The organism is Herbiconiux sp., from assembly GCF_023264855.1.
Lineage (GTDB): Bacteria > Actinomycetota > Actinomycetes > Actinomycetales > Microbacteriaceae > Herbiconiux.
Map to the genome: position 1 here is coordinate 37,171 of NZ_JAHFUW010000006.1, position 18,021 is coordinate 55,191.

The 18,021-nt window shown below is 69.0% G+C and carries 19 protein-coding genes; 15 read left to right on the forward strand and 4 right to left on the reverse strand.

The annotated features are described in order from the left end of the window. Positions 1-21: 21 nt before the first annotated feature. Positions 22-1,395: an NAD-dependent succinate-semialdehyde dehydrogenase gene (locus Q0D75_RS03995; protein WP_291049660.1), complete on the forward strand. Its 1,374-nt coding sequence runs from the start codon at positions 22-24 to the stop codon at positions 1,393-1,395. A gap of 81 nt (positions 1,396-1,476) precedes the next feature. Here Q0D75_RS03995 and Q0D75_RS04000 read toward each other — a convergent pair whose 3' ends face one another. Beyond that, a complete protein-coding gene (locus tag Q0D75_RS04000; RefSeq protein WP_291049663.1) occupies positions 1,477-2,574 on the reverse strand; it encodes an LLM class flavin-dependent oxidoreductase in 1,098 nt (365 codons plus the stop codon). Between the two features lie 207 nt (positions 2,575-2,781). On the opposite strand from Q0D75_RS04000, the gene Q0D75_RS04005 reads away from it, so the two are divergent. Continuing rightward, the gene (locus Q0D75_RS04005) at positions 2,782-3,816 is read left to right on the forward strand and encodes a helix-turn-helix domain-containing protein (RefSeq protein ID WP_291049666.1); all 1,035 of its coding nucleotides are present in this window, start codon (positions 2,782-2,784) and stop codon (positions 3,814-3,816) included. Positions 3,817-3,857: 41 nt separating this feature from the next. On the opposite strand, the gene Q0D75_RS04010 is transcribed toward Q0D75_RS04005, so the two are convergent. Further along, on the reverse strand, positions 3,858-4,715 hold the full coding sequence (locus Q0D75_RS04010) for a helix-turn-helix domain-containing protein (protein ID WP_291049669.1): 858 nt from the start codon (positions 4,713-4,715) through the stop codon (positions 3,858-3,860). 230 nt (positions 4,716-4,945) lie between these two features. Here Q0D75_RS04010 and Q0D75_RS04015 point away from each other — a divergent pair, with 230 nt between their 5' ends. From Q0D75_RS04015 to Q0D75_RS04035, 5 genes are read left to right on the forward strand one after another with little or no spacing between them, the layout of a single operon-like run. Then, positions 4,946-5,734 carry an SDR family oxidoreductase gene (locus Q0D75_RS04015; RefSeq protein WP_291049671.1) on the forward strand — a complete coding sequence of 263 codons (789 nt, stop codon included), beginning with the start codon at positions 4,946-4,948 and terminating at the stop codon, positions 5,732-5,734. Beyond that, complete coding sequence (locus tag Q0D75_RS04020) at positions 5,734-6,789, forward strand: 2,3-butanediol dehydrogenase (RefSeq protein WP_291049673.1); 1,056 nt, start codon at positions 5,734-5,736, stop codon at positions 6,787-6,789. Before Q0D75_RS04015 ends, Q0D75_RS04020 begins: the two co-directional genes overlap by 1 nt. A gap of 23 nt (positions 6,790-6,812) precedes the next feature. Continuing rightward, positions 6,813-7,052, forward strand: a complete 240-nt coding sequence (locus Q0D75_RS04025; protein ID WP_291049675.1) for a tautomerase family protein — start codon at positions 6,813-6,815, stop codon at positions 7,050-7,052. Then, a complete protein-coding gene (locus tag Q0D75_RS04030) occupies positions 7,049-7,414 on the forward strand; it encodes an antibiotic biosynthesis monooxygenase (protein ID WP_291049678.1) in 366 nt (121 codons plus the stop codon). The genes Q0D75_RS04025 and Q0D75_RS04030 overlap by 4 nt, the downstream gene beginning before the upstream one ends. 55 nt (positions 7,415-7,469) lie before the next feature. Next, positions 7,470-8,498 carry an LLM class flavin-dependent oxidoreductase gene (locus Q0D75_RS04035; protein WP_291049680.1) on the forward strand — a complete coding sequence of 343 codons (1,029 nt, stop codon included), beginning with the start codon at positions 7,470-7,472 and terminating at the stop codon, positions 8,496-8,498. A gap of 13 nt (positions 8,499-8,511) precedes the next feature. On the opposite strand, the gene Q0D75_RS04040 is transcribed toward Q0D75_RS04035, so the two are convergent. After that, positions 8,512-9,261: an IclR family transcriptional regulator gene (locus Q0D75_RS04040; protein ID WP_291049682.1), complete on the reverse strand. Its 750-nt coding sequence runs from the start codon at positions 9,259-9,261 to the stop codon at positions 8,512-8,514. Positions 9,262-9,263: 2 nt separating this feature from the next. Next, complete coding sequence (locus Q0D75_RS04045; RefSeq protein WP_291049684.1) at positions 9,264-10,046, reverse strand: IclR family transcriptional regulator; 783 nt, start codon at positions 10,044-10,046, stop codon at positions 9,264-9,266. A gap of 228 nt (positions 10,047-10,274) precedes the next feature. Here Q0D75_RS04045 and Q0D75_RS04050 point away from each other — a divergent pair, with 228 nt between their 5' ends. From Q0D75_RS04050 to Q0D75_RS04085, 8 genes are all read left to right on the forward strand, one after another. Continuing rightward, positions 10,275-11,036 carry an SDR family oxidoreductase gene (locus Q0D75_RS04050; RefSeq protein ID WP_291049687.1) on the forward strand — a complete coding sequence of 254 codons (762 nt, stop codon included), beginning with the start codon at positions 10,275-10,277 and terminating at the stop codon, positions 11,034-11,036. Between the two features lie 78 nt (positions 11,037-11,114). Continuing rightward, positions 11,115-12,122, forward strand: coding sequence for a sugar ABC transporter substrate-binding protein (locus tag Q0D75_RS04055; protein WP_291049689.1), 1,008 nt, complete (start codon positions 11,115-11,117; stop codon positions 12,120-12,122). Between the two features lie 65 nt (positions 12,123-12,187). Beyond that, positions 12,188-13,672 (forward strand): sugar ABC transporter ATP-binding protein, encoded by a 1,485-nt coding sequence (locus Q0D75_RS04060; RefSeq protein WP_291049692.1) that lies wholly within the window; start codon positions 12,188-12,190, stop codon positions 13,670-13,672. Between the two features lie 59 nt (positions 13,673-13,731). After that, the gene (locus Q0D75_RS04065; RefSeq protein WP_291049694.1) at positions 13,732-14,793 is read left to right on the forward strand and encodes an ABC transporter permease; all 1,062 of its coding nucleotides are present in this window, start codon (positions 13,732-13,734) and stop codon (positions 14,791-14,793) included. Then, positions 14,790-15,596 (forward strand): SDR family oxidoreductase, encoded by an 807-nt coding sequence (locus Q0D75_RS04070; RefSeq protein ID WP_291049695.1) that lies wholly within the window; start codon positions 14,790-14,792, stop codon positions 15,594-15,596. Before Q0D75_RS04065 ends, Q0D75_RS04070 begins: the two co-directional genes overlap by 4 nt. Before the next feature lie 62 nt (positions 15,597-15,658). Next, positions 15,659-16,669, forward strand: a complete 1,011-nt coding sequence (locus Q0D75_RS04075) for an amidohydrolase family protein (RefSeq protein WP_291049697.1) — start codon at positions 15,659-15,661, stop codon at positions 16,667-16,669. Continuing rightward, complete coding sequence (locus tag Q0D75_RS04080) at positions 16,666-16,953, forward strand: NifU family protein (protein WP_291049699.1); 288 nt, start codon at positions 16,666-16,668, stop codon at positions 16,951-16,953. Before Q0D75_RS04075 ends, Q0D75_RS04080 begins: the two co-directional genes overlap by 4 nt. After that, positions 16,950-18,005, forward strand: a complete 1,056-nt coding sequence (locus Q0D75_RS04085) for an SDR family oxidoreductase (protein WP_291049702.1) — start codon at positions 16,950-16,952, stop codon at positions 18,003-18,005. The genes Q0D75_RS04080 and Q0D75_RS04085 overlap by 4 nt, the downstream gene beginning before the upstream one ends. The last annotated feature ends 16 nt before the right edge of the window (positions 18,006-18,021 follow it).

Genomic DNA, 18,021 nt, shown 5'->3' on the forward strand with positions numbered 1-18,021 from the left:
ATCAATGTCGAGGAGGCATCGGTGAGTTACTACCAGACCATCAACCCAGCAACCGGACAGGTGGAGGAGGAGTTCGAGACCCTGCACGACGAGGCGATCGAGCCCGTGCTCGCCACGGCCGACGCCGCCTACCGTGCGTGGCGGGCGCGCCCGCTCGCCGAGCGGAGCGCGATCGTGAGCCGTGCCGCCGCGATCTGCCGGGAGCGCACCGAGGAGCTCGCCGCCGTGCTCACCGCCGAGATGGGCAAGCCGATCGTGCAGGCCCGGGGCGAGGTGGGCATCTGGGCGGCCATCTTCGACTACTTCGCCGACAACGCCGAGAAGTTCCTCGCCGACGAGGATCTGGAGATCATGGGCGGCGGCGAGGCCTGGGTGCGCACCGAGCCGATCGGCGTGCTGCTGGGCATCATGCCGTGGAACTTCCCGTACTACCAGGCGGCCCGGTTCATCGCCCCCAACCTGGTGCTCGGCAACGCGATCGTGCTGAAGCACGCGCGCAACTGCCCGCGCTCGGCGCTCGCGATCGCTCAGGTGATGACGGATGCCGGCGTGCCCGAGGGCGTGTACACCAACGTCTTCGCCACCAACGAGCAGGTCGCCACCATCCTCGCCGACCCGCGCATCCAGGGCGTCTCGCTCACCGGCTCCGAGCGGGCGGGCTCCGCCGTCGGCGAGATCGCCGGGCGGCACATGAAGAAGTACGTGCTGGAGCTCGGCGGTTCCGACCCGTTCATCGTGGTCGACCCCGTCGACATGGCCGCCGCCGCCCAGGCCGCGGCGATCGGGCGGATGCACAACGCCGGCCAGGTCTGCACCGCCTCGAAGCGGTTCATCGTGCTCGACGCCGTCTACGACGACTTCGTCTCGCAGTTCGTCAAGGCCATCGACGTCTACCAGCCCGGTGACCCGACCGCGGAGAGCACGAACCTCGGGCCGTTGTCGACCGCCGCCGCCGTCGATGAACTCGAAGAGCAGCTCGGTGAGGCCGTACGGGCCGGCGCGACCGTGCTGGTGGAGGGCGGACGGGTCGAGGGCGAGGGCAGCTACTTCCGCCCCTCGGTGCTCACCGATGTCACGCCCGGGATGCGCGCCTACAGCGAGGAGCTGTTCGGGCCGGTGGCGGTCGTCTACCGCGTCGCCGACCTCGACGAGGCGGTCGCGCTCGCCAACACCTCGCCCTACGGCCTCGCGGTCTCGCTCTTCGGGCAGGACGAGGAGACGTTACGGGCGGCGGCGGAGGATCTCGACTTCGGCATGGTGTGGATCAACGGGATCAGCCGCAGTGCGCCCGACCTGCCCTTCGGCGGGGTCAAGCGCTCCGGCGTCGGCCGGGAGCTCTCCCGCTACGGCATGTACGAGTTCGCCAACAAGAAGCTCGTGCGCATTCCGCGCTGAGCATCGGCCGAAGGGCCGGCCGCCGACGAAAGAGGGCCCGGAGCGAAAGCTCCGGGCCCTTCCTGGTGCGGTGACCGGTGATCAGGCCAGTGCGGGCACCGACGCGAACCGGGGCGCGACCTCGGTGGCCAGCAGCGTGAGCGTCTCGCGCTCACGCGCCTCGTTCTTGCCGCCGTCCATCATCGACAGCAGCAGCGTGCCGAACGGGCCGGTCGACTCGCGGAACGCCTGCAGCTTCTGCGTCACGGTGTCGGGCGAGCCGTAGATGACCATGCTCTCGATCAGGTCGTCGACGGTGAGGTCGTCGTCGGCGACGGACGGGTCCTGCTTCATGACGGCGGTGTAGTTGGCCGCCTTCAGCACCTCCCAGAGGTACGCGAAGTAGTAGTAGTTGCCGCCTTCGGGGTCGAACACCCGATCCTTGGCCTCGGCGTCGGTCTGCGCGATGACCATGTTGCGCGACACCCGCCACTCGTCGCCCGTGGGCTCCCGGCCGATCGTCTCGCAGCCCTCGACATACTTCTTCCAGTGGCTCTCCACCACGAACTGCGGACAGAAGTTCGCCGTCATCGGCGCCCATCCGCGCTCGACCGCCTTCTTGACGCTGCCTGAGAACGGCGACATCGCCGTCGAGAGGATCGGCGGGTGGGGCTGCTGCAGCGGCTTGCCGATGCTGCCCACGCCGAGCTCGGGGATGACGGTGCCCGCGATGCCGAACTCGTAGTGCTTCGTCTTGATCGCGTAGGGCGGGTCGCTCTTCCAGAGGTCGAGGATGATGTCGATCGACTCCTCCATCTTCTCGTTGCGCAGCTCGCCGTCGAGCACGTCGAACAGCTCCATGTCGCTGGCGAGGCCGCCCGGGCCGATTCCGAACAGGAAGCGCCCGTTGCTCAGGTGGTCGAACATCGCGGCCTCGGCGGCGACGATCGCGGGGTGGTGGTTGGGCAGGGCGAGAACGCCGGTGCCGAGCTTGATGTTCTTGGTGCGGCTGATCAGCGATGCGAGGAACATCATCGGGGCCGGAATGGGCTCCGTGGTGCAGGAGATGTGCTCTCCGATGAACACCTCCTCGTATCCGAGCTGATCCGCCAGGATGATCCGTTCTGCATCCTCCACATAGACCTCCGCGCGATTGCGCGTCGGCGGGTGGAGAGGCATTCCGAACAGGCCGATTTTCATGGTGTTCCTTTCTCCGTTGAATGGCTCTTCGACGCTCTGATCGTCACGCGCTTCGACGGTGCCGGAGCGGCCGTGTTCATGAACCGAACATCCGGCGGCCCCGGATCCGGCCCGGTGTTCAAGTGCTGAACACTTTCGGCACCTTCAGGGGGTTGACGGGCGACACTGGATCGTCACGCGATGAGGCGCGGCGAAGTGAGGTGCGAGATGCAGACAGCAGTCAGTTGGGAATCGTTCGTCAGTGACGCGGGCCTGGCCAAGCCCGCGCCGGCTCCGTGGCCGGCGGCCGAGTCCGCCGATTCGGCCCCCAGCCCGTACGAGCTCAGCCAGGAACTGATGCGCTCGGCCACCGACATCCTCCGCTCCACCGAGGACTCGCTCGCCGACACCACGAGCTGGCTCGCGCTCGCCGACGCCTCGGGTGTCATCACCTACGAGTGGGCCTCCAGCTCGAACCTCAAGCACCTCATGTCCCGGGCCGATGTCGAGGCGGGTGCCGACCTCGCCGAGTCGCACGTGGGCCCGAACGGCGTGGGATCCGCGCTCGCCCGCCGCACCCGGATGCTGGTCAGGGGAGACGAGCACGCGAACGAGAGCTGGTACTCGCTCGCGTGCGGAGCCAGCCCGATCGTGCACCCGGTGACGCGGTCCCTGATGGGCGTCGTGAACGTCACCTGTCTGGCCGACGAGCAGAACCAGCACCTCAAGATCACCCTGAACTCGATGGTCATGGGCATCCAGCAGGCACTGCTGGCCCGGTCCCGTACGCGCCATCAGCGCCTGCTCGACGCGCACCTGCGGGTACGGCAGGCCTCACGGGGGTCGGTCGTCACCCTCGACGCGTTCACGATGATCGTCGAGGACGACCTGGGCGGGCTCGTGGACCGGCAGGCGATGTGGGCGCTGATCGAGTCGGTCGGACCGCTCGCCACCGAGCTGCCCCTTCCCTCGGGACAGCGGATGCAGATCGTGCCGGTCGTGCGCGGGCGTCTCTCGGAGGGATGCTCCCTCCTGTTCGATCGTGGCCGGGGCAGCGATCTGGCGGGGCAGCCCCCGTTGGGTTCCCTCGACGGAAACCGGGTGCGCCGCGAGCGGCTGAGCCCGCTCGAGCAGGCCGAGTTCGACGTGATCGTCGCCGTTCTGCACGAGACGGCCGGCAACAAGTCCGAGGCGGCTGCTCAGCTGCAGATCTCCCGCGGCACGCTCTACGAGCGCCTGCGCCGCTACGGGCTCCAGAGCTGATCGCGGCCACTCCGGCACGGTGAGTGCCGGGCCGGAGCGCGTCAGCTGTCGGTGATGCCGTACCGGCGCAGGCGCTCGTAGAGCGTGCCGCGGGAGATGCGCAATCTCTCCGCCGCTTCCGACTTGTTGCCCTCGACGTCGCGCAGCACGCTGCGGATGACGTCGTACTCGGCCTGTTCGATCGGCCCGAGAGGTCCGACGTCGGTGCGCATCCGCCTTCCCCCGCCCGGCGCGTTCGGCTCGGCGCCGAACACGCTCGACCAGCCCCCCTCGTGGTGCGGGAGGGGCCGCCGGCGGTGGCTGCGCAGTCCCGCTGTCAGCACCGAACGGATCCCGGCGACCATGAGCTCGAGGGTGATCTTGAGGTGCTGGTTCTCGTCGCCGGCGAGACAGGTGATGTTCACCGCCCCGAGCGGTTCGTTGGTGATCGGATGCGGTATCGGGGCGGCCGCGCACACCAGGCTGTGCCAGTTCGAGTTGAAATGCTCACTGCCGCGCACGACGGCCGGAGCCCGGGTGGCGAGAGCGAGGCCCACTCCGTTCGTGCCGACGGTGCTCTCGTCGAGCACCACACCGCTGGAGACCGCCATGGCGGTCAAGCGGTCACGGAGCGAGACCGTGGAGGACCACTCGTAGATCACCACGCCGCGGGCGTCGGCCACCGAAACCCAGGTCGTGGTGCCGGACAGGGCATCCTGATAGCCGCGCACCACCTGACGGGTGGCCCGGGCGAGCATGTCGTCGGGGTCGAACTCCCGCCTCGCCTCCAGTCGTGCGGAGGAGGTAGGCGCGGACGTCGACCTGGTCCACGACGCGGCGATCGGCAGTCGCACCCCGTCGATCGAGCGCGACTCGACGAACTTCTCCCAGCTGCTGGAGTCGGCCTTGTCGTCCGTCACGTCATCTCCGGGTCGGATGGAGCGCGTCTTTGCGTGTGGCACCAGGCTACCGCGCCCGGCGCGCGCAGTCACGGGTGTTCAATTCGTGAACACCCGGCGCCGATCGAGGTGCCTCCCGTGCAATTCTTCGACAGCGATCCTCCGGGTCCGTACCGCGGCGACATCATCGACAGCGACGGTCCGGCCCCGCGAGGTTCGGACGCACGATTTCGATACGAGGAGGTATCCCCATGAGTGGACGCGTGAGCGGCACCCGCATCCTGGTGACCGGAGCCGGCAGCGGTATGGGTAGATCGATCGCCCGCGCCCTGGCCGCCGAAGGCGCCCGGCTGACCCTGTTCGACCTGAACGGCGAGGCGGCCGAGGTGGTGCGCGACGAGATCGTCTCGCAGGGCGGCGAAGCGGTCGTCTCAGCCGGCAACGTGACCGTGCGTGCCGACGTGGCCGCGGCGGTCGCCGCATCCGTCGACGCCTACGGCGGCCTCGACGTGCTGTTCGCGATCGCCGGGATGATCAAGCCGATGCACTTCCTCGAGACCACCGAGGAGAACTGGCGCCTGACCCTCGACGTGAACGGCCTGGGAACTCTGATCTGCCAGCAGGAGGCCGCGAAGCAGATGATCGCCCAGGGCACCGGCGGCAAGCTGATCCTGACCTCCTCGATCGCCGGCCGCCAGGGCTACCCCAACTTCGCCTCCTACTGCGCGAGCAAGTTCGCCGTCACGGCGCTCACCCAGGCCGGGGCCCGCGCGCTCGCCGAGCACAAGATCACGGTCAACGCCTTCGCGCCCGGCGTGGTCGACACGCCTCTGTGGCAGAAGCTCGACCTCGACATCATGGAGCTCGGCGACACCGAGAAGCCGGGGCAGGCGTTCGCCGAGTTCTCGGGCGACATCCTCGCCGGCCGGGCCGGGCGGGCGGAAGACGTGAACGGCACGGCGCTCTATCTGGCGTCGAGCGACTCCGACTACATGACAGGACAAATCGTGATGATCGACGGCGGGATGGTGCTGGTCTGATGAAGGCTTCTCTCTACTACGGACAGCGCGACCTCCGGGTCGAAGAGATCGCCGAGCCCGAGGTTCGCCCCGGCACGGTGAAGATCAAGGTCGAGTGGACCGGCATCTGCGGCACCGACCTGCACGAGTACGAAGACGGTCCCACCTTCTGTCCGGCCCCGGGGCATCCGCACCCGCTGACCGGCGAGACGGTGCCGGTGGTGCTCGGCCACGAGATGGCCGGCGTCGTGGCGGAGGTCGGCGAGGGGGTCACGCACGTCAAACCCGGCGACCGCGTGGCCGTCGAGCCGTACATCACCTGCGGTGAGTGCGAGTACTGCGTCAACGGGCCGTACAACCTCTGCGTGAAGATGGGGTACTACGGCCTCTCCGGCTGGGGCGGCGGCTTCGCGGAGTACGTCGTGGTGGGCGCGAATCGCGTCTTCGACCTCGGCGAGATCTCGACCGAGGTCGGCGCCCTGGTGGAACCGCTCTCGGTGGCCCACCACGCCATCCGCCGTTCCGGCGCGAAGCCCGGTGACAGCGTCGCCGTGTTCGGCGCCGGACCGATCGGGCTGTTCATCATCTCGATCCTCAAGGCCCTCGGCATCGACGACGTGTACAGCGTCGAGCTGTCGTCGGTGCGCAAGGAGAAGGCGAAGGCGGCCGGGGTCGTGCGCGTGCTCGATCCCTCGGTCGACGACGTCGTGTCGATCCTCCAGGAGGCCACCGGGGGCTACGGCGTCAACGTCGCGTTCGAAGCGGTGGGCGCGTCACCCGCCCTGCAGGCGGCGATCGACGCAACCCGCAGCGGCGGCACCGTCGTCAACGTGTCGATCTGGAGCAAGAAGGCCGAGATCGACATGTTCGGCCTCGTGATGCGCGAGATCACCCTGAAGGGCACCAGTGCCTACAAGGACGACCACGCCGACGTGATCGAGCTGCTGCAGTCGGGCAAGCTCACGGTCGAGCAGTTCATCACCGGGCGCATCGCGGCCGAGGATGTCGGCGAGCTCGGCATCCGGCAGCTGATCGAGAACAAGGACGAGAACGTCAAGATCATCGTCCACCCCTGACGGTCCACCCAGCAGGAGGAACAATGCCGATCATCGAGATCTCCCTTGCGGCGGGCCGTGACCCGCAGCAGGTGAGGACACTCCTCGCCGACGTGCACGAGGCGGTGCTGCGCTCGCTCGGCGAGCCGCAGCTGCAGGTGCGTGTGCTCGTTCGCGAGATCCCGCCGGAGCACTGGCTCTCGAACGGGGTCACCCTCGCCGAGATCGCCGAGAAGGCCTCGGCGGCCACCACGACGGACACGATTGCAGGAGGACCATCATGACCCAACGCGACGAGATCTACTGGCTGGTGACCTGCGCGGTCAAGCCGGGCAAGTTCGAGGACTTCACCAAGGTGGTCGAGCCGCTGGTGGCGGCGACCAAGGCGGAGGAAGGCTCGATCGCCTACGACTACAGCGTGAACGAGGACGAGACCCTCGTGCACATCTTCGAGAGCTACCGCGACTCCCGGGCTGTGGTCAGCCACGTGACGACGGTGTTCTCGCAGTTCGCCGAGGGCTTCCTGGAGGGAGTCGACGTCACGGGGTTCGTGGTGTTCGGCAGCCCCGACGCCGAGGCGAAGGAGATCCTCGACGGTTTCGGTTCGACCTACATGCGCCCCTTCGAGGGGTTCACCCGCAGATAACCCCCGGTGCCCGCTCGACGTGTCGAGCGGGCACCCACTCGAGTGAAGGACGACGATGTCTGCACCCTCTTTCGGCCTCTGGTACGACTTCCGCAACCCCCCGCAGTGGGCCCAGCCGGCCGGCGCGCTCTACCGTGACACGCTCGACCAGATCGTCTGGGCCGAGCAGCTCGGCTACGGCTCGGTGTGGCTCAGCGAGCACCACTTCGCCCCGGACGACTACGCCAGCTCGCCGCTGATCGTGGCCGCCGCGGTCGGCGCCCGCACCACCACGATGCGCATCGCGACGAACATCGTGGTCGCGGCCCTGCACAACCCGATCCGGCTCGCCGAGGACTCCAACGCCCTGTCGCTGCTGACCGACGGACGCTTCGACCTCGGCGTGGGCCTGGGCTACAACGAGCGCGAGTTCGAGGCCTTCGGGCGGGTGCGCAAGCAGCGCCCGAGCCTGCTCGAAGACGCGATCGCCATCATCCGCACCGCCTGGAGCGGCAGCGACGCCGGCTACCAGGGCACCCGCCTGTCGATGCCGCCGGTACGGGTCACCCCGATGGCCGAGAAGGTGCCCCGGATGCCGATCGGTGCGGTCGCGCCGAAGGGCATCGAGCGGGCCGCCCGTCTCGGAGACGGCGTCATCACGCTCTCCAACGCGTCCTTCGACACCTACCTCGACGCCCTGGTGGCGAACGGCAAGCCGGTCGAGGACGGCGACATCTACGCCAGCCAGTGGGTGGTGGTGGCCGAGGATCCCGAGCGCGAGTGGAGCCGCATCGGCGAGAAGGTGCTCTACCAGGTGAACAAGTACATCGAGTGGGGATCGTTCGAGGGATCGGGCGTGCCCGACCACTTCGAGGCGCCCGACGACCTGCTCGACTTCGGCATCTATCAGCTCTGGGACGGCCCGAAGGCGGTCGACGAGCTGGTCGGACTGGCCACGCGCTACCCGCAGGTGCGCGACTTCCACTTCTGGGCCCAGTTCCCGGGCGAGACCGTCGAGTCGGGCTCAGCCAGGGTGCAGTACATCGCCGACGCGGTGATCCCCGAGGTGACCCGGCAGCTCGAAGGCGTGCCCGCGGCGCTCTGACCGCCCGCCGGTATCAGCCGCCGTCCGCGGCGATCGTGGTCGCGGCGGCGTGCAGTCTCTGGGCGAGCAGTGTCTCGTCGTCGAGCACCTCTTCGCGCCGGCCCGCGACTGAGAGGGCGGCGAGGAACTCGCCCGACGGCGCGAACACCGGCACGGCGATGGCCGCCACACCGACCGTCGAGTCGTTGTCGGACAAGCAGTAGCCGCGCTCACGGCTCAGGGCCACGTCGGCCCGCAGCTCGTCGGGTCGGGTGATGCTGTACGACGTGACGGCCTCCGGAGCCGACCGGGCGAGGTAGTCCTCGAGCGACTGCGGCCCGTAGGCGAGGGTGATGCGGCCCACACCACCGATGTTGAGCGGAAGGCTGCCACCCGGCTTCAGGATGAGCACCTGCACGCTGCGGCCGTGCAGCCGGCGCACGCAGACCGTGCGGTCGGGCCGCGGCACGCACAGGAACACGGTGAGCCGGGTGTCGTCGCGCAGGTCGCGCAGCACGTCGTCGCGCGTGAACCAGGAGGCGGCGCTCGCGAGGGCGCTGTCGCCGAGGGCGAGCCATGTCGTGCTGAGCGAGACCGAGCCGTCCGCATCCTGCACGGCGAGCCCGGCGTGCACGAGCGCGCTCGCGAGCCGGTAGGCGCTGGGGCGCGGCACGCCGATCGACTTGGCGACCTCGGCGGGCGTCATCGGCCCCCGGGCGGCGAGCGTCTCGACGGCGTTGCGGCAGTGCCCGAGCACCCGGCTGGTTCCCTCACTGGCGGCCATCATCACTCCCGGTGTCCGAGCTGGGTCGAGACGGTTCTCGCCTCGAGTCGCACGAGGTCGTCGTATTCGCCGAACCGGTCGTCGTTGCCGGCGCGCAGGCTGCTGAGGGTGATCGAGCCGATCACCTCGTCGCGGTGGCTGAACACGGGTGCGGCCACGCTGTAGATGCCGGGGGTGACATCGCCGTCGGACACCGCGATGCCGGTCTCCCTGGTGCGTCGCAGCTCGGCGGTCAGGCGGGCCAGATCGGCGTGGTTCATGGGATTGAGCTGCGCCGAGGCGAGCGCCCCGAGGTAGCGCTCCTGGAAGGCCGGCGACTCGAACGCCAGGATCGCGCGCGGCCCGGCGCCCTGGTGCAGGGGGAGCGAGCCGCCGATCGGCAGCTCCTCGGTGCGGGTGTAGCGGCCGTCGATGCGTTCGATGCAGGCGGCGCGATTGCCGTCGCGCACGCAGAGATAGCTCGTCTCGTGGGTGGCGTCGTTGATGCGCGTGAGCGCCGCGAGGGCGCTCTGCCGCGAGTCGAGCGATTCCTCGACCGCCTGACCCACCGCCACCAGGTCGATCCCGAGCCGCACCGATCCGCCGCGCTTGGACTCGCGTTCGATCCAGCCGATCGCCTCGAGGTTGCCGAGCATCCGGTACACGGTCGTGATCGGCTCGTCGAGGGTGCCGGCCAGCTCGGCGGCCGTGAGTTCTCCGGTCTCGGCGAGGGCGGTGAGAACCCGCATCGCCTTGCTGACGGCGCTCATCCCCGTGGCGTCGCCGACGGCCTCAGTTGAAGACACAGTTCCTCCTGCTTTCTGGACACGACTCTACCCAGAATCGAACTACAGGCCGGAAGGGATTTTCGCGTCCTCCTTACGCTGAATCCAACTTTTCGAACAGAGTGTCCAGTTTTAACTAGACAAACCCGCTTGAGAGGAGTTGAATCTCCTCTGTAGTCATCATCACGAAGCGATCAGATGCCCGAACGTGCGTCGTCACCTCGAATCCGAAGCCGCAAAGGAGCGCGCATGAAGAACCAGTTCCGCCTCGACGGCAGCGTGGCCCTGGTGACGGGGGCCGGGTCCGGAATCGGCCGGGCGATCGCGATCGGACTGGCGAGGGCGGGAGCGGCCGTCGCCGCGGTCGACCTCACCGCCGAGCGCGTCGCCGGCACCGTCGCGGCCATCGAGCAGGAGGGCGGGCGCGCGCTGGCCGTCGCCGCCGACGTCTCGACCGATCAGATCTCGGATGCCGTCGACGAGGCCCAGCGCACCCTCGGCCCGCTCGAGGTCGCCGTCAACTCCGCCGGGATCGCCCGGGCCGTGCCGGCGCGGGACATGACGGTCGAGGAGTTCGAGGCGATGTACCGCATCAACGTCACCGGCGTGTTCCGCAGCTGCCAGGCCGAGGCGCGGGCGATGGCCGCTCGCGGCGGCGGGTCGATCGTCAACCTCGCCTCCATCAGCGGCATCGTGTCGCATCGGCAGATGCTGCAGGCGCACTACAACAGCTCGAAGGCGGCGGTCGCGCACCTCACCCGTTCGCTGGCGACCGAGTGGGCCGCCGACGGCATCCGCGTGAACGCGCTCTCGCCCGGCTTCACCCTCACTCCCATGAACCTGCGCGACGAGGTGGCCTCGATCCGCGAGAGCGTGTCGCACGAGATCCCGCTCGGCCGCTTCGCCGAGCCCGCCGAGCTCGTGGGGCCTGCGATCTTCCTGCTCTCGGAGGCCTCGTCGTACTGCACCGGGGTGAACCTCGTCGTCGACGGAGGCTTCACCCTGCTCTGATCCCCGTCTCCCGTACCCGAGGAGACGCCCTTGCCCGCCATCACGGCGGGACCCTTACCAAAGGAGGTAATGAGTCACATGAAAATCGTCAACAGCACCCGAACCCGCACTCGCACCCTGGCCGTGGCGGCCGTCGTGGGCGCCGCCGCCCTCGTGCTCTCCGGCTGTTCCGTGGACAACGCCGACGCCCCGAGCGGCGGCAGCACCGGCGGCAGCGATTCGAAGACCATCGGTGTCTCGATGTCGTTCGTGAACCAGTTCTACTCCGCCGCCCAGGAGGGCATGGAGGACGAGGCCGAGGAGCAGGGCTACAAGCTCACCGTTCTGAACGCCCAGGGCAACAGCTCCACCCAGGTGAACCAAGTGCAGAACCTGGTGAGTCAGGGCGTCGGCTCGATCATCTTCATCCAGCTCGACGCCTCCTCCGGCGGTGCGTCGCTGGACCAGGCGAGCGCGGCCGGCATCCCGGTCATCGGGGTCGACCAGGTGCCGGTCAGCGACGACTACGTCACCTACATCGGCAGCGACAGCGTCGAGATGGCCAAGCAGACCTGCGACTACCTGAACGAGCTGCTCGGCGGGAAGGGCCAGATCGCCATTGTCGAGGGCATCCCCGCCTCCTCCACCCAGATGCAGCGCACCGAGGGTTGCGGCGACGTGCTCACCGCGAACCCGGGGCTGGACGTCGTGTCGACCACCAGCGCCGACTGGGATCAGAACAAGGCGGTGAGCGTGTTCACCAACGTGCTCACGGCGAACCCGGGCCTGCAGGGCGTCTTCGCCCAGAACGACGACATGGCGCTGGGTGTCGCGAGCGCCATCCAGACCGCGGGCGCACCGCAGATCCCGGTGGTCAGCATCGACGGATTCCCGGCCGCCTACACCGCGATCGAGGACGGCACGATGACCTCGACGATGAGCCAGCAGCCCTACAACATGGGCCGCCTCGCGGTGAAGAACGCCATCCAGGCGATGAACGGCGATGCCGCCGACATCCCGAAGACGCAGATCCAGGATTCCGTGCTCGTCACGAAGGACAACCTCGACGAGGCCCGTGCCGCCAAGTACTACGGCAGCCAGGGCTGACCCACCCCCATCCCCACGATCGCGGCCGGCTCCCCTCGCGGAGCCGGCCGCCGAGGAGCAGACAGATGACCGACGAGATCGCCACCACCCTGGTGGCCACCGGCCTGATCAAGCGCTACGGCGAGGCGACCGTGCTGCGCGGGGTCGACTTCACCCTGGAATCCGGCACGGTGGTGGGCCTGATCGGCGAGAACGGCGCCGGCAAGTCGACGCTCAGCTCGATCATCGCGGGCATCAAGCAGCCGGATGGCGGATCGATGACCATCGACGGCCGGCCCTACGCGCCGTCGGGTCCGCTCGAGGCCCTCACCTCGGGCGTCGCCATCATCCACCAGGAGATCAAGATGATCCCCGAGCTGTCGGTGGCCGAGAACATGTTCCTCGGCCGGGTGCCCACCCGCCGGGGCCGCGTCGACTACGCGGGCATGTACGAGAGCGCATCCGGCGTGCTGGCTCAGCTCGGGGTGCACCTGGACCCGCGGATGCTCGTCGGCGGCCTCTCAACGGCGACCCAGCAGGAGATCGAGATCGCCCGCGCCATCCTGCGCGAGCCCTCGTTCGTGATCTTCGACGAACCCTCCGCCTCGCTCGGCCAGGAGGAGACCGAGCGGGTGCTCGAACAGATCGGTCTGCTGCGCGACCGCGGCACCGGCGTGGTCTACATCAGCCACCGCCTCGACGAGGTCTCCGCCATCTCCGACCGCGTGGTGTGCCTGCGCGACGGAGCCAAGGTGGGCGATCGGCCGGCCGCCGAGATCGATCGCGACGGGATGATCCGGGCCATGGTCGGGCGCTCCATCGAGCGTCGCGCGATCGAGCCCGAACCGCACGGGAGCGAGGTGGTGGCGCGGGTCACCGATCTGTGCTCCGACCGCTTCGAGCACGTCTCGTTCGACCTGCACGAGGGCGAGATCCTGGGGCTCTCCGGGCTCGTGGGAGCCGGCCGCACCGAGATCGTGCGCGCCCTCGCGGGCGCCGATCCGTTCCGCTCCGGCGAGGTGGAGGTGCGCGGGCGGCGGGTGCGCATCCGCTCGATGAGCGACGCGATCGCCGCCGGCATCGTCATGGTGCCCGAAGACCGCAAGACCCAGGGCCTCAACCTCAACCGCTCCAGCGCCGAGAACATCGCCACGCCGTGGGAGTCGCGTCTGGCGAAGGGCTTCGTCACCCGGCGGTTCCTCACCAAGCTGAAGAAGCGGATGGCCGAGGAGCTCGACATCCGCGGCGACCTCGACAAGCCCGTCGGCCTGCTCTCCGGCGGCAACCAGCAGAAGGTGCTGCTCGGCAAATGGCTCGTGCAGAAGCCGACCGTGCTCATCCTCGACGAGCCCACCCGCGGCGTCGACGTGGGCGCCAAGGAGGCGATCTACGAGATCATCCGCGGGCTCTCGCGTCAGGGAGTCGCCGTGATCGTCGTCTCCTCGGAGCTCGAGGAGGTGCTGCTGCTCTCGCACCGGGTGATGGTGGTGGCCGGCGGGCGGCCGCGCGATCTGCTCGACCGCGAGCAGGCGACGCCTGAGCGCATCATGCAGCTCTCGGTGCCGTCATGACGGCGGCGCCCGAACCCGACCCGACGACCCGCACCACCCGCACGACCGAAGGAGACATCGTGACCAGCCCCGTGAACACCGCACCGGCAGCCCAGGCGGCGCCGACACCGCCGCCACCCCCGGCGAGCGCTCCGCCCGGGCCGGCGGCATCGGCCGGCCGGTTCCGGCAGGCCCTCCGGTCGATCTCGGGGCCGCTGGTGGGCCTGGTGCTGCTGGTCGTGGTGATGTCGCTGCTCTCGCCGGTGTTCTTCACTCCCAACAACCTGGTCAACATCCTGGTGCAGGTCTCCTACATCGGGATCATGGCCGCCGGGGCGACCCTCGTGATCATCCTGGGCGGGATCGACCTCTCGGTCGCCGCCGTGCTGGGCTTCAGCTTCATGGTGGTGGCCGTGCTCTACCAGAACCTCGGCTGGCCGTTCTGGCTGTGCATCATCGCCGGGCTCGCGGTGGGTGCGGGGGTGGGTCTGGTCAACGGGGTGCTGATCGCCTTCGGCAACGTGCAGCCGTTCATCGCGACCCTGTCGACGATGTTCGCCGCAACCGGCCTCTCGCTCTACCTCACCAACGGAACCCCCATCCTCGGCCTTCCCGACTGGTTCCAGGGGCTCTCGCACGTGAGGCTGGCGGGCATCTCGCTGCAGGTCTTCCTGATGATCGGCGTGTTCGTGATCGGCGGACTGTGGCTGAAGTACCGGCCGGCCGGCCGCTCGCTCTACGCGATCGGCAGCAACGACGAGGTGGCCAGGCTCTCGGGCATCCGGGTGAAGGCCATGCAGTTGCGGGTCTATGCGATCGCCGGCCTGCTGGCGGCCGTGGCGGGTCTGGTCGTGGGTGCGCGGCTGAACGCCGCCCAGCCCTCGGCGGGCAACTCGAGCGATCTGCTGAGTGTGATCGCGGCCGTCGTGATCGGCGGGGCTAGCCTCGCCGGCGGTGTCGGCTCGATGCGCGGCACCTTCATCGGCCTGCTGATCATCGGTGTGCTGAACAACGGCCTCACGCTCCTGAACGTCTCGCCCTACCTGCAGCCCGTGGTGATCGGCGCCGTGATCATCCTCGCCGTGCTGAGCGACGGCAAGCTGATCGGCCAGCTGCGCGCACGATTCCGGCGGCGCGCATGAGCGCGCGGGTCTGGGACCCTGCCCTGTTCGAGGGCCGGGTCGTCGCGGTCAGCGGCGCCGCATCCGGGATCGGTGCGGCCATCGCGCAGGCGTTCCTCGACTGCGGAGCCGTAGTGGTGGGCGGCGACATCGACGAGGCGGCCGGCCGGAGGTTCGCCGAGAGGCTGCCCGAAGGCGTCCGCTCGCGGTTCCGGGCCGTCGCCCTCGACGTGGCCGACCCGGAGTCGGCCGGGGCCTTCGCCGACGGCATCGCCGCGACCGAAGGGCGGCTCGACCTGCTGGTCAACAACGCGGGCGTCGCCCCGGTGGGCTCCGCGACCGACACCAGCGACGCCACCTGGCGGCGGGTGATGTCGGTCGACCTCGACGGCGCGTTCTACCTCGCGCGGGCGGCACTGCCCCTGTTGATCGCGAACGGTGGATCGATCGTCAACACCGCCTCGGTGTCGGGCACCGGCGCCGACTTCAACTACGCCGCCTACAACGCCGCGAAAGGGGCGATCGTGAACCTCACCCGCAGCCTCGCCGTCGACTACGGCAAGAAGGGCGTGCGCGTGAACGCGATCGCTCCGGGGCCGGTGCGCACCCCGTTGCTGCAGGGCAACCTCGACGCCCTGCCCGGGCTCGAACAGGCCTTCCACCGCTTCATCCCCCTCGGGCGGATCGCCGAACCGGATGAGGTGGCCGGCGCCGTCGTCTTCCTCGCCTCGCCGGCCGCCTCCTTCATCACGGGCGTCATCCTGCCCATTGACGGTGGGGTCACGGCCTGGAACGGTCAGCCCAACGGCGATTTCGTCGACTAGACGCCCCGCCGCACACCGATCAGCCACCGCCCACCAGCTGCCTCCCGAAAGGATCCTTCCCCATGAAAGACGGGATGTTCATCTTCGACTGCGTCGTGCACACGCAGGACTTCACCGACCGCCAGATCGCGCCCGGAACCGACGGCAAGAACGTCGTCGCCCACCGCACCAATCAGCAGGAGTTCAACAAGCTGATGGCCAGCAAGGGCGGGCCGGCCGACAAGCCCGACTTCTACGACCCGGTCGACCCCGACTGGGCAAGGGCACAGCTGTTCGAGCGCTCGGACACCGACATCGCCATGGTGCAGACCGTGCCGCTGTTCGGCCCGTGGAAGGACTCGCTCGGTCCCGCCCAGCTCTGCTACGACCTCACCCAGCGCGATCCGGAGCGGCTGATCTTCTGCGGCGGCGTCGACCCGAGCTGGCAGGGCCTCGAGTTCGCGCTCGACGAGATGGAGCGCCAGGTCGTCGAGTGGGGCGCCAGGAGCTTCAAGTTCTACGGCTACCAGGATCGCGACCACCACTGGCGGGCGGACGACCCCGAGCTCGCCTATCCGCTCTACGAGAAGGCGCTCGAGCTCGGCATCAAGATGGTGCAGTTCCACAAGGGCTACCCGCTCGGCATGCACCCCGTCGAGGCGTTCAAGCCGAACGACCTGCAGATGGCCGCCTACGACTTCCCCGACCTGAACTTCGGCATCCACCACATGGGCGACCCGTACGTCGACGAGACGATCTCGATCGCCGGGCGCTTCCCCAACATCCACCTGATGCTGCCGCTGTGGTTCAACCAGTACTTCCTGCAGCCGTACCCGATGCTGCACCGGATCGGCCAGGCCCTGCTGATGGTCGGCCCCGACCGGCTCGCCTACGGATCGGAGGGCTTCATCTGGCCCGACGTGCAGGCCTACATCACGATGTGGGCGAACCTCGAGATGCCCGACGAGCTCCAGGACAAGTACGGCTACCCCGAACTCACGCGCGAGATCAAGGAGAAGATCTTCGGCCTGAACTTCGCGAACGCCCTCGGCTACGAGATCCCCGAGCAGTACCGCGGAGGCGAGCGGTCATGACCGTCGACCGCGCCGCTCTCGAGCAGGCGCTCGAGTTCATCCGGCCACGCCTGCGCGGGCACGCCGGCGACATGGACGTGCAGGTCGACGACGAGCAGGGCGTGGTGGAGGTCACCTTCTGGGGGGCCTGCGAGAGCTGCCCCGCCATGGCGGTCACCTACGCGGGCCTGGTGTCGACCACCCTCGAGAAGGTTCCCGGCGTCACCCTCGTGCGAGCCGAGCAGGTGCACGCTTCGCCGCGGGCGCTGCTCGGCATCCGCCGCCGGCTGGGGATGGCGTCGTGAGCGTTCTCGTGGTGGGGGCGCACGGCGTGGCCGGAGGGGCGGCGGCGGCGCACCTGTCGTCGATGGGGCGGCCGGTCACCACCCTGGGGCGCCGGCCTGTCGAGCCGGCACCGGGTGACCCGGCCGCCATCCGCTCGCACCTGCAGGCCGACCTGCTCGATCCGGACTCCCTCCCGCCGGAATCGCTCTCCGGCATCACCGCGGTGGTCTACGCCGGTTACGCCGAGCGAGCCGGGTTCGCCGAGACGACCGAACTCAACGAACGGATGCTCGCCGGGCTCCTGCACGCCCTGGAGCGCGACGGGGCCGCTCCCGAGCGCTTCGTGCTGATCGGCGGCGACAAATCCTACGGCGAGCACCTCGGGCCGTATCGCACGCCCGCCAAGGAGTCGGATCCGCGACTGCTCGGCCCCATCCTGTACAACCCGCAGGAGGATCTGGTGCAGGGCGCCGCAGCCCGGTTCGGCTGGAGCTGGACCGTGCTGCGCCCCGACGGGATCTTCGGGCACAGCATCGGTTCGCCGATGAACATCCTCACCGGGATCGCGGCGTTCGCGACCCTCAGCAAAGAGGAGGGCGTGCCCCTGCGCTACCCCGGCTCGCTGGCCGGCTGGGGTGCGCTGCACCAGGCCACCGACGCGCGCATTCTCGCGCGGGCCGTGGGATGGGCGCTGGACGCCGAGACCGCGCGCGACGAGGTCTTCAACGTGACCAACGGCGACACCTTCCGCTGGAAGCACCTCTGGACCGACATCGCCGAATTCTTCGACCTTCCGGTGGGGGAGCCGCAACCGCTCGACCTGGCCGGGCAGATGCGCGGTCAATCGGCCCGCTGGCGGCGTCTTGCCGAGCGCGACGGCCTGCGCATCACCGAACTCGACGACTTCGTGCGCTGGCCGTTCGTTCAGGGCTGGCTCGACACCGGCTACGACATGGTGCAGAGCACCGTGAAGATCCGCATCGCCGGCTTCGGCGACGCCATCGATTCGCACGAAAGCCTGCGCGATCACCTGCTGCAGCTGCGCCGACACCGCTTCATCCCCGCCAATTGACAAAAAGCGGACACAA

Coding starts and splice junctions, on each gene's coding strand:
- Q0D75_RS04000 (WP_291049663.1), bottom strand. CDS start 2,574: ATGAAAATCGGCCTGTTCGGAATGCCTCTCCACCCGCCGACGCGCAAT.
- Q0D75_RS04005 (WP_291049666.1), top strand. CDS start 2,782: ATGCAGACAGCAGTCAGTTGGGAATCGTTCGTCAGTGACGCGGGCCTG.
- Q0D75_RS04015 (WP_291049671.1), top strand. CDS start 4,946: ATGAGTGGACGCGTGAGCGGCACCCGCATCCTGGTGACCGGAGCCGGC.
- Q0D75_RS04020 (WP_291049673.1), top strand. CDS start 5,734: ATGAAGGCTTCTCTCTACTACGGACAGCGCGACCTCCGGGTCGAAGAG.
- Q0D75_RS04025 (WP_291049675.1), top strand. CDS start 6,813: ATGCCGATCATCGAGATCTCCCTTGCGGCGGGCCGTGACCCGCAGCAG.
- Q0D75_RS04030 (WP_291049678.1), top strand. CDS start 7,049: ATGACCCAACGCGACGAGATCTACTGGCTGGTGACCTGCGCGGTCAAG.
- Q0D75_RS04035 (WP_291049680.1), top strand. CDS start 7,470: ATGTCTGCACCCTCTTTCGGCCTCTGGTACGACTTCCGCAACCCCCCG.
- Q0D75_RS04040 (WP_291049682.1), bottom strand. CDS start 9,261: ATGGCCGCCAGTGAGGGAACCAGCCGGGTGCTCGGGCACTGCCGCAAC.
- Q0D75_RS04050 (WP_291049687.1), top strand. CDS start 10,275: ATGAAGAACCAGTTCCGCCTCGACGGCAGCGTGGCCCTGGTGACGGGG.
- Q0D75_RS04055 (WP_291049689.1), top strand. CDS start 11,115: ATGAAAATCGTCAACAGCACCCGAACCCGCACTCGCACCCTGGCCGTG.
- Q0D75_RS04060 (WP_291049692.1), top strand. CDS start 12,188: ATGACCGACGAGATCGCCACCACCCTGGTGGCCACCGGCCTGATCAAG.
- Q0D75_RS04070 (WP_291049695.1), top strand. CDS start 14,790: ATGAGCGCGCGGGTCTGGGACCCTGCCCTGTTCGAGGGCCGGGTCGTC.
- Q0D75_RS04075 (WP_291049697.1), top strand. CDS start 15,659: ATGAAAGACGGGATGTTCATCTTCGACTGCGTCGTGCACACGCAGGAC.
- Q0D75_RS04080 (WP_291049699.1), top strand. CDS start 16,666: ATGACCGTCGACCGCGCCGCTCTCGAGCAGGCGCTCGAGTTCATCCGG.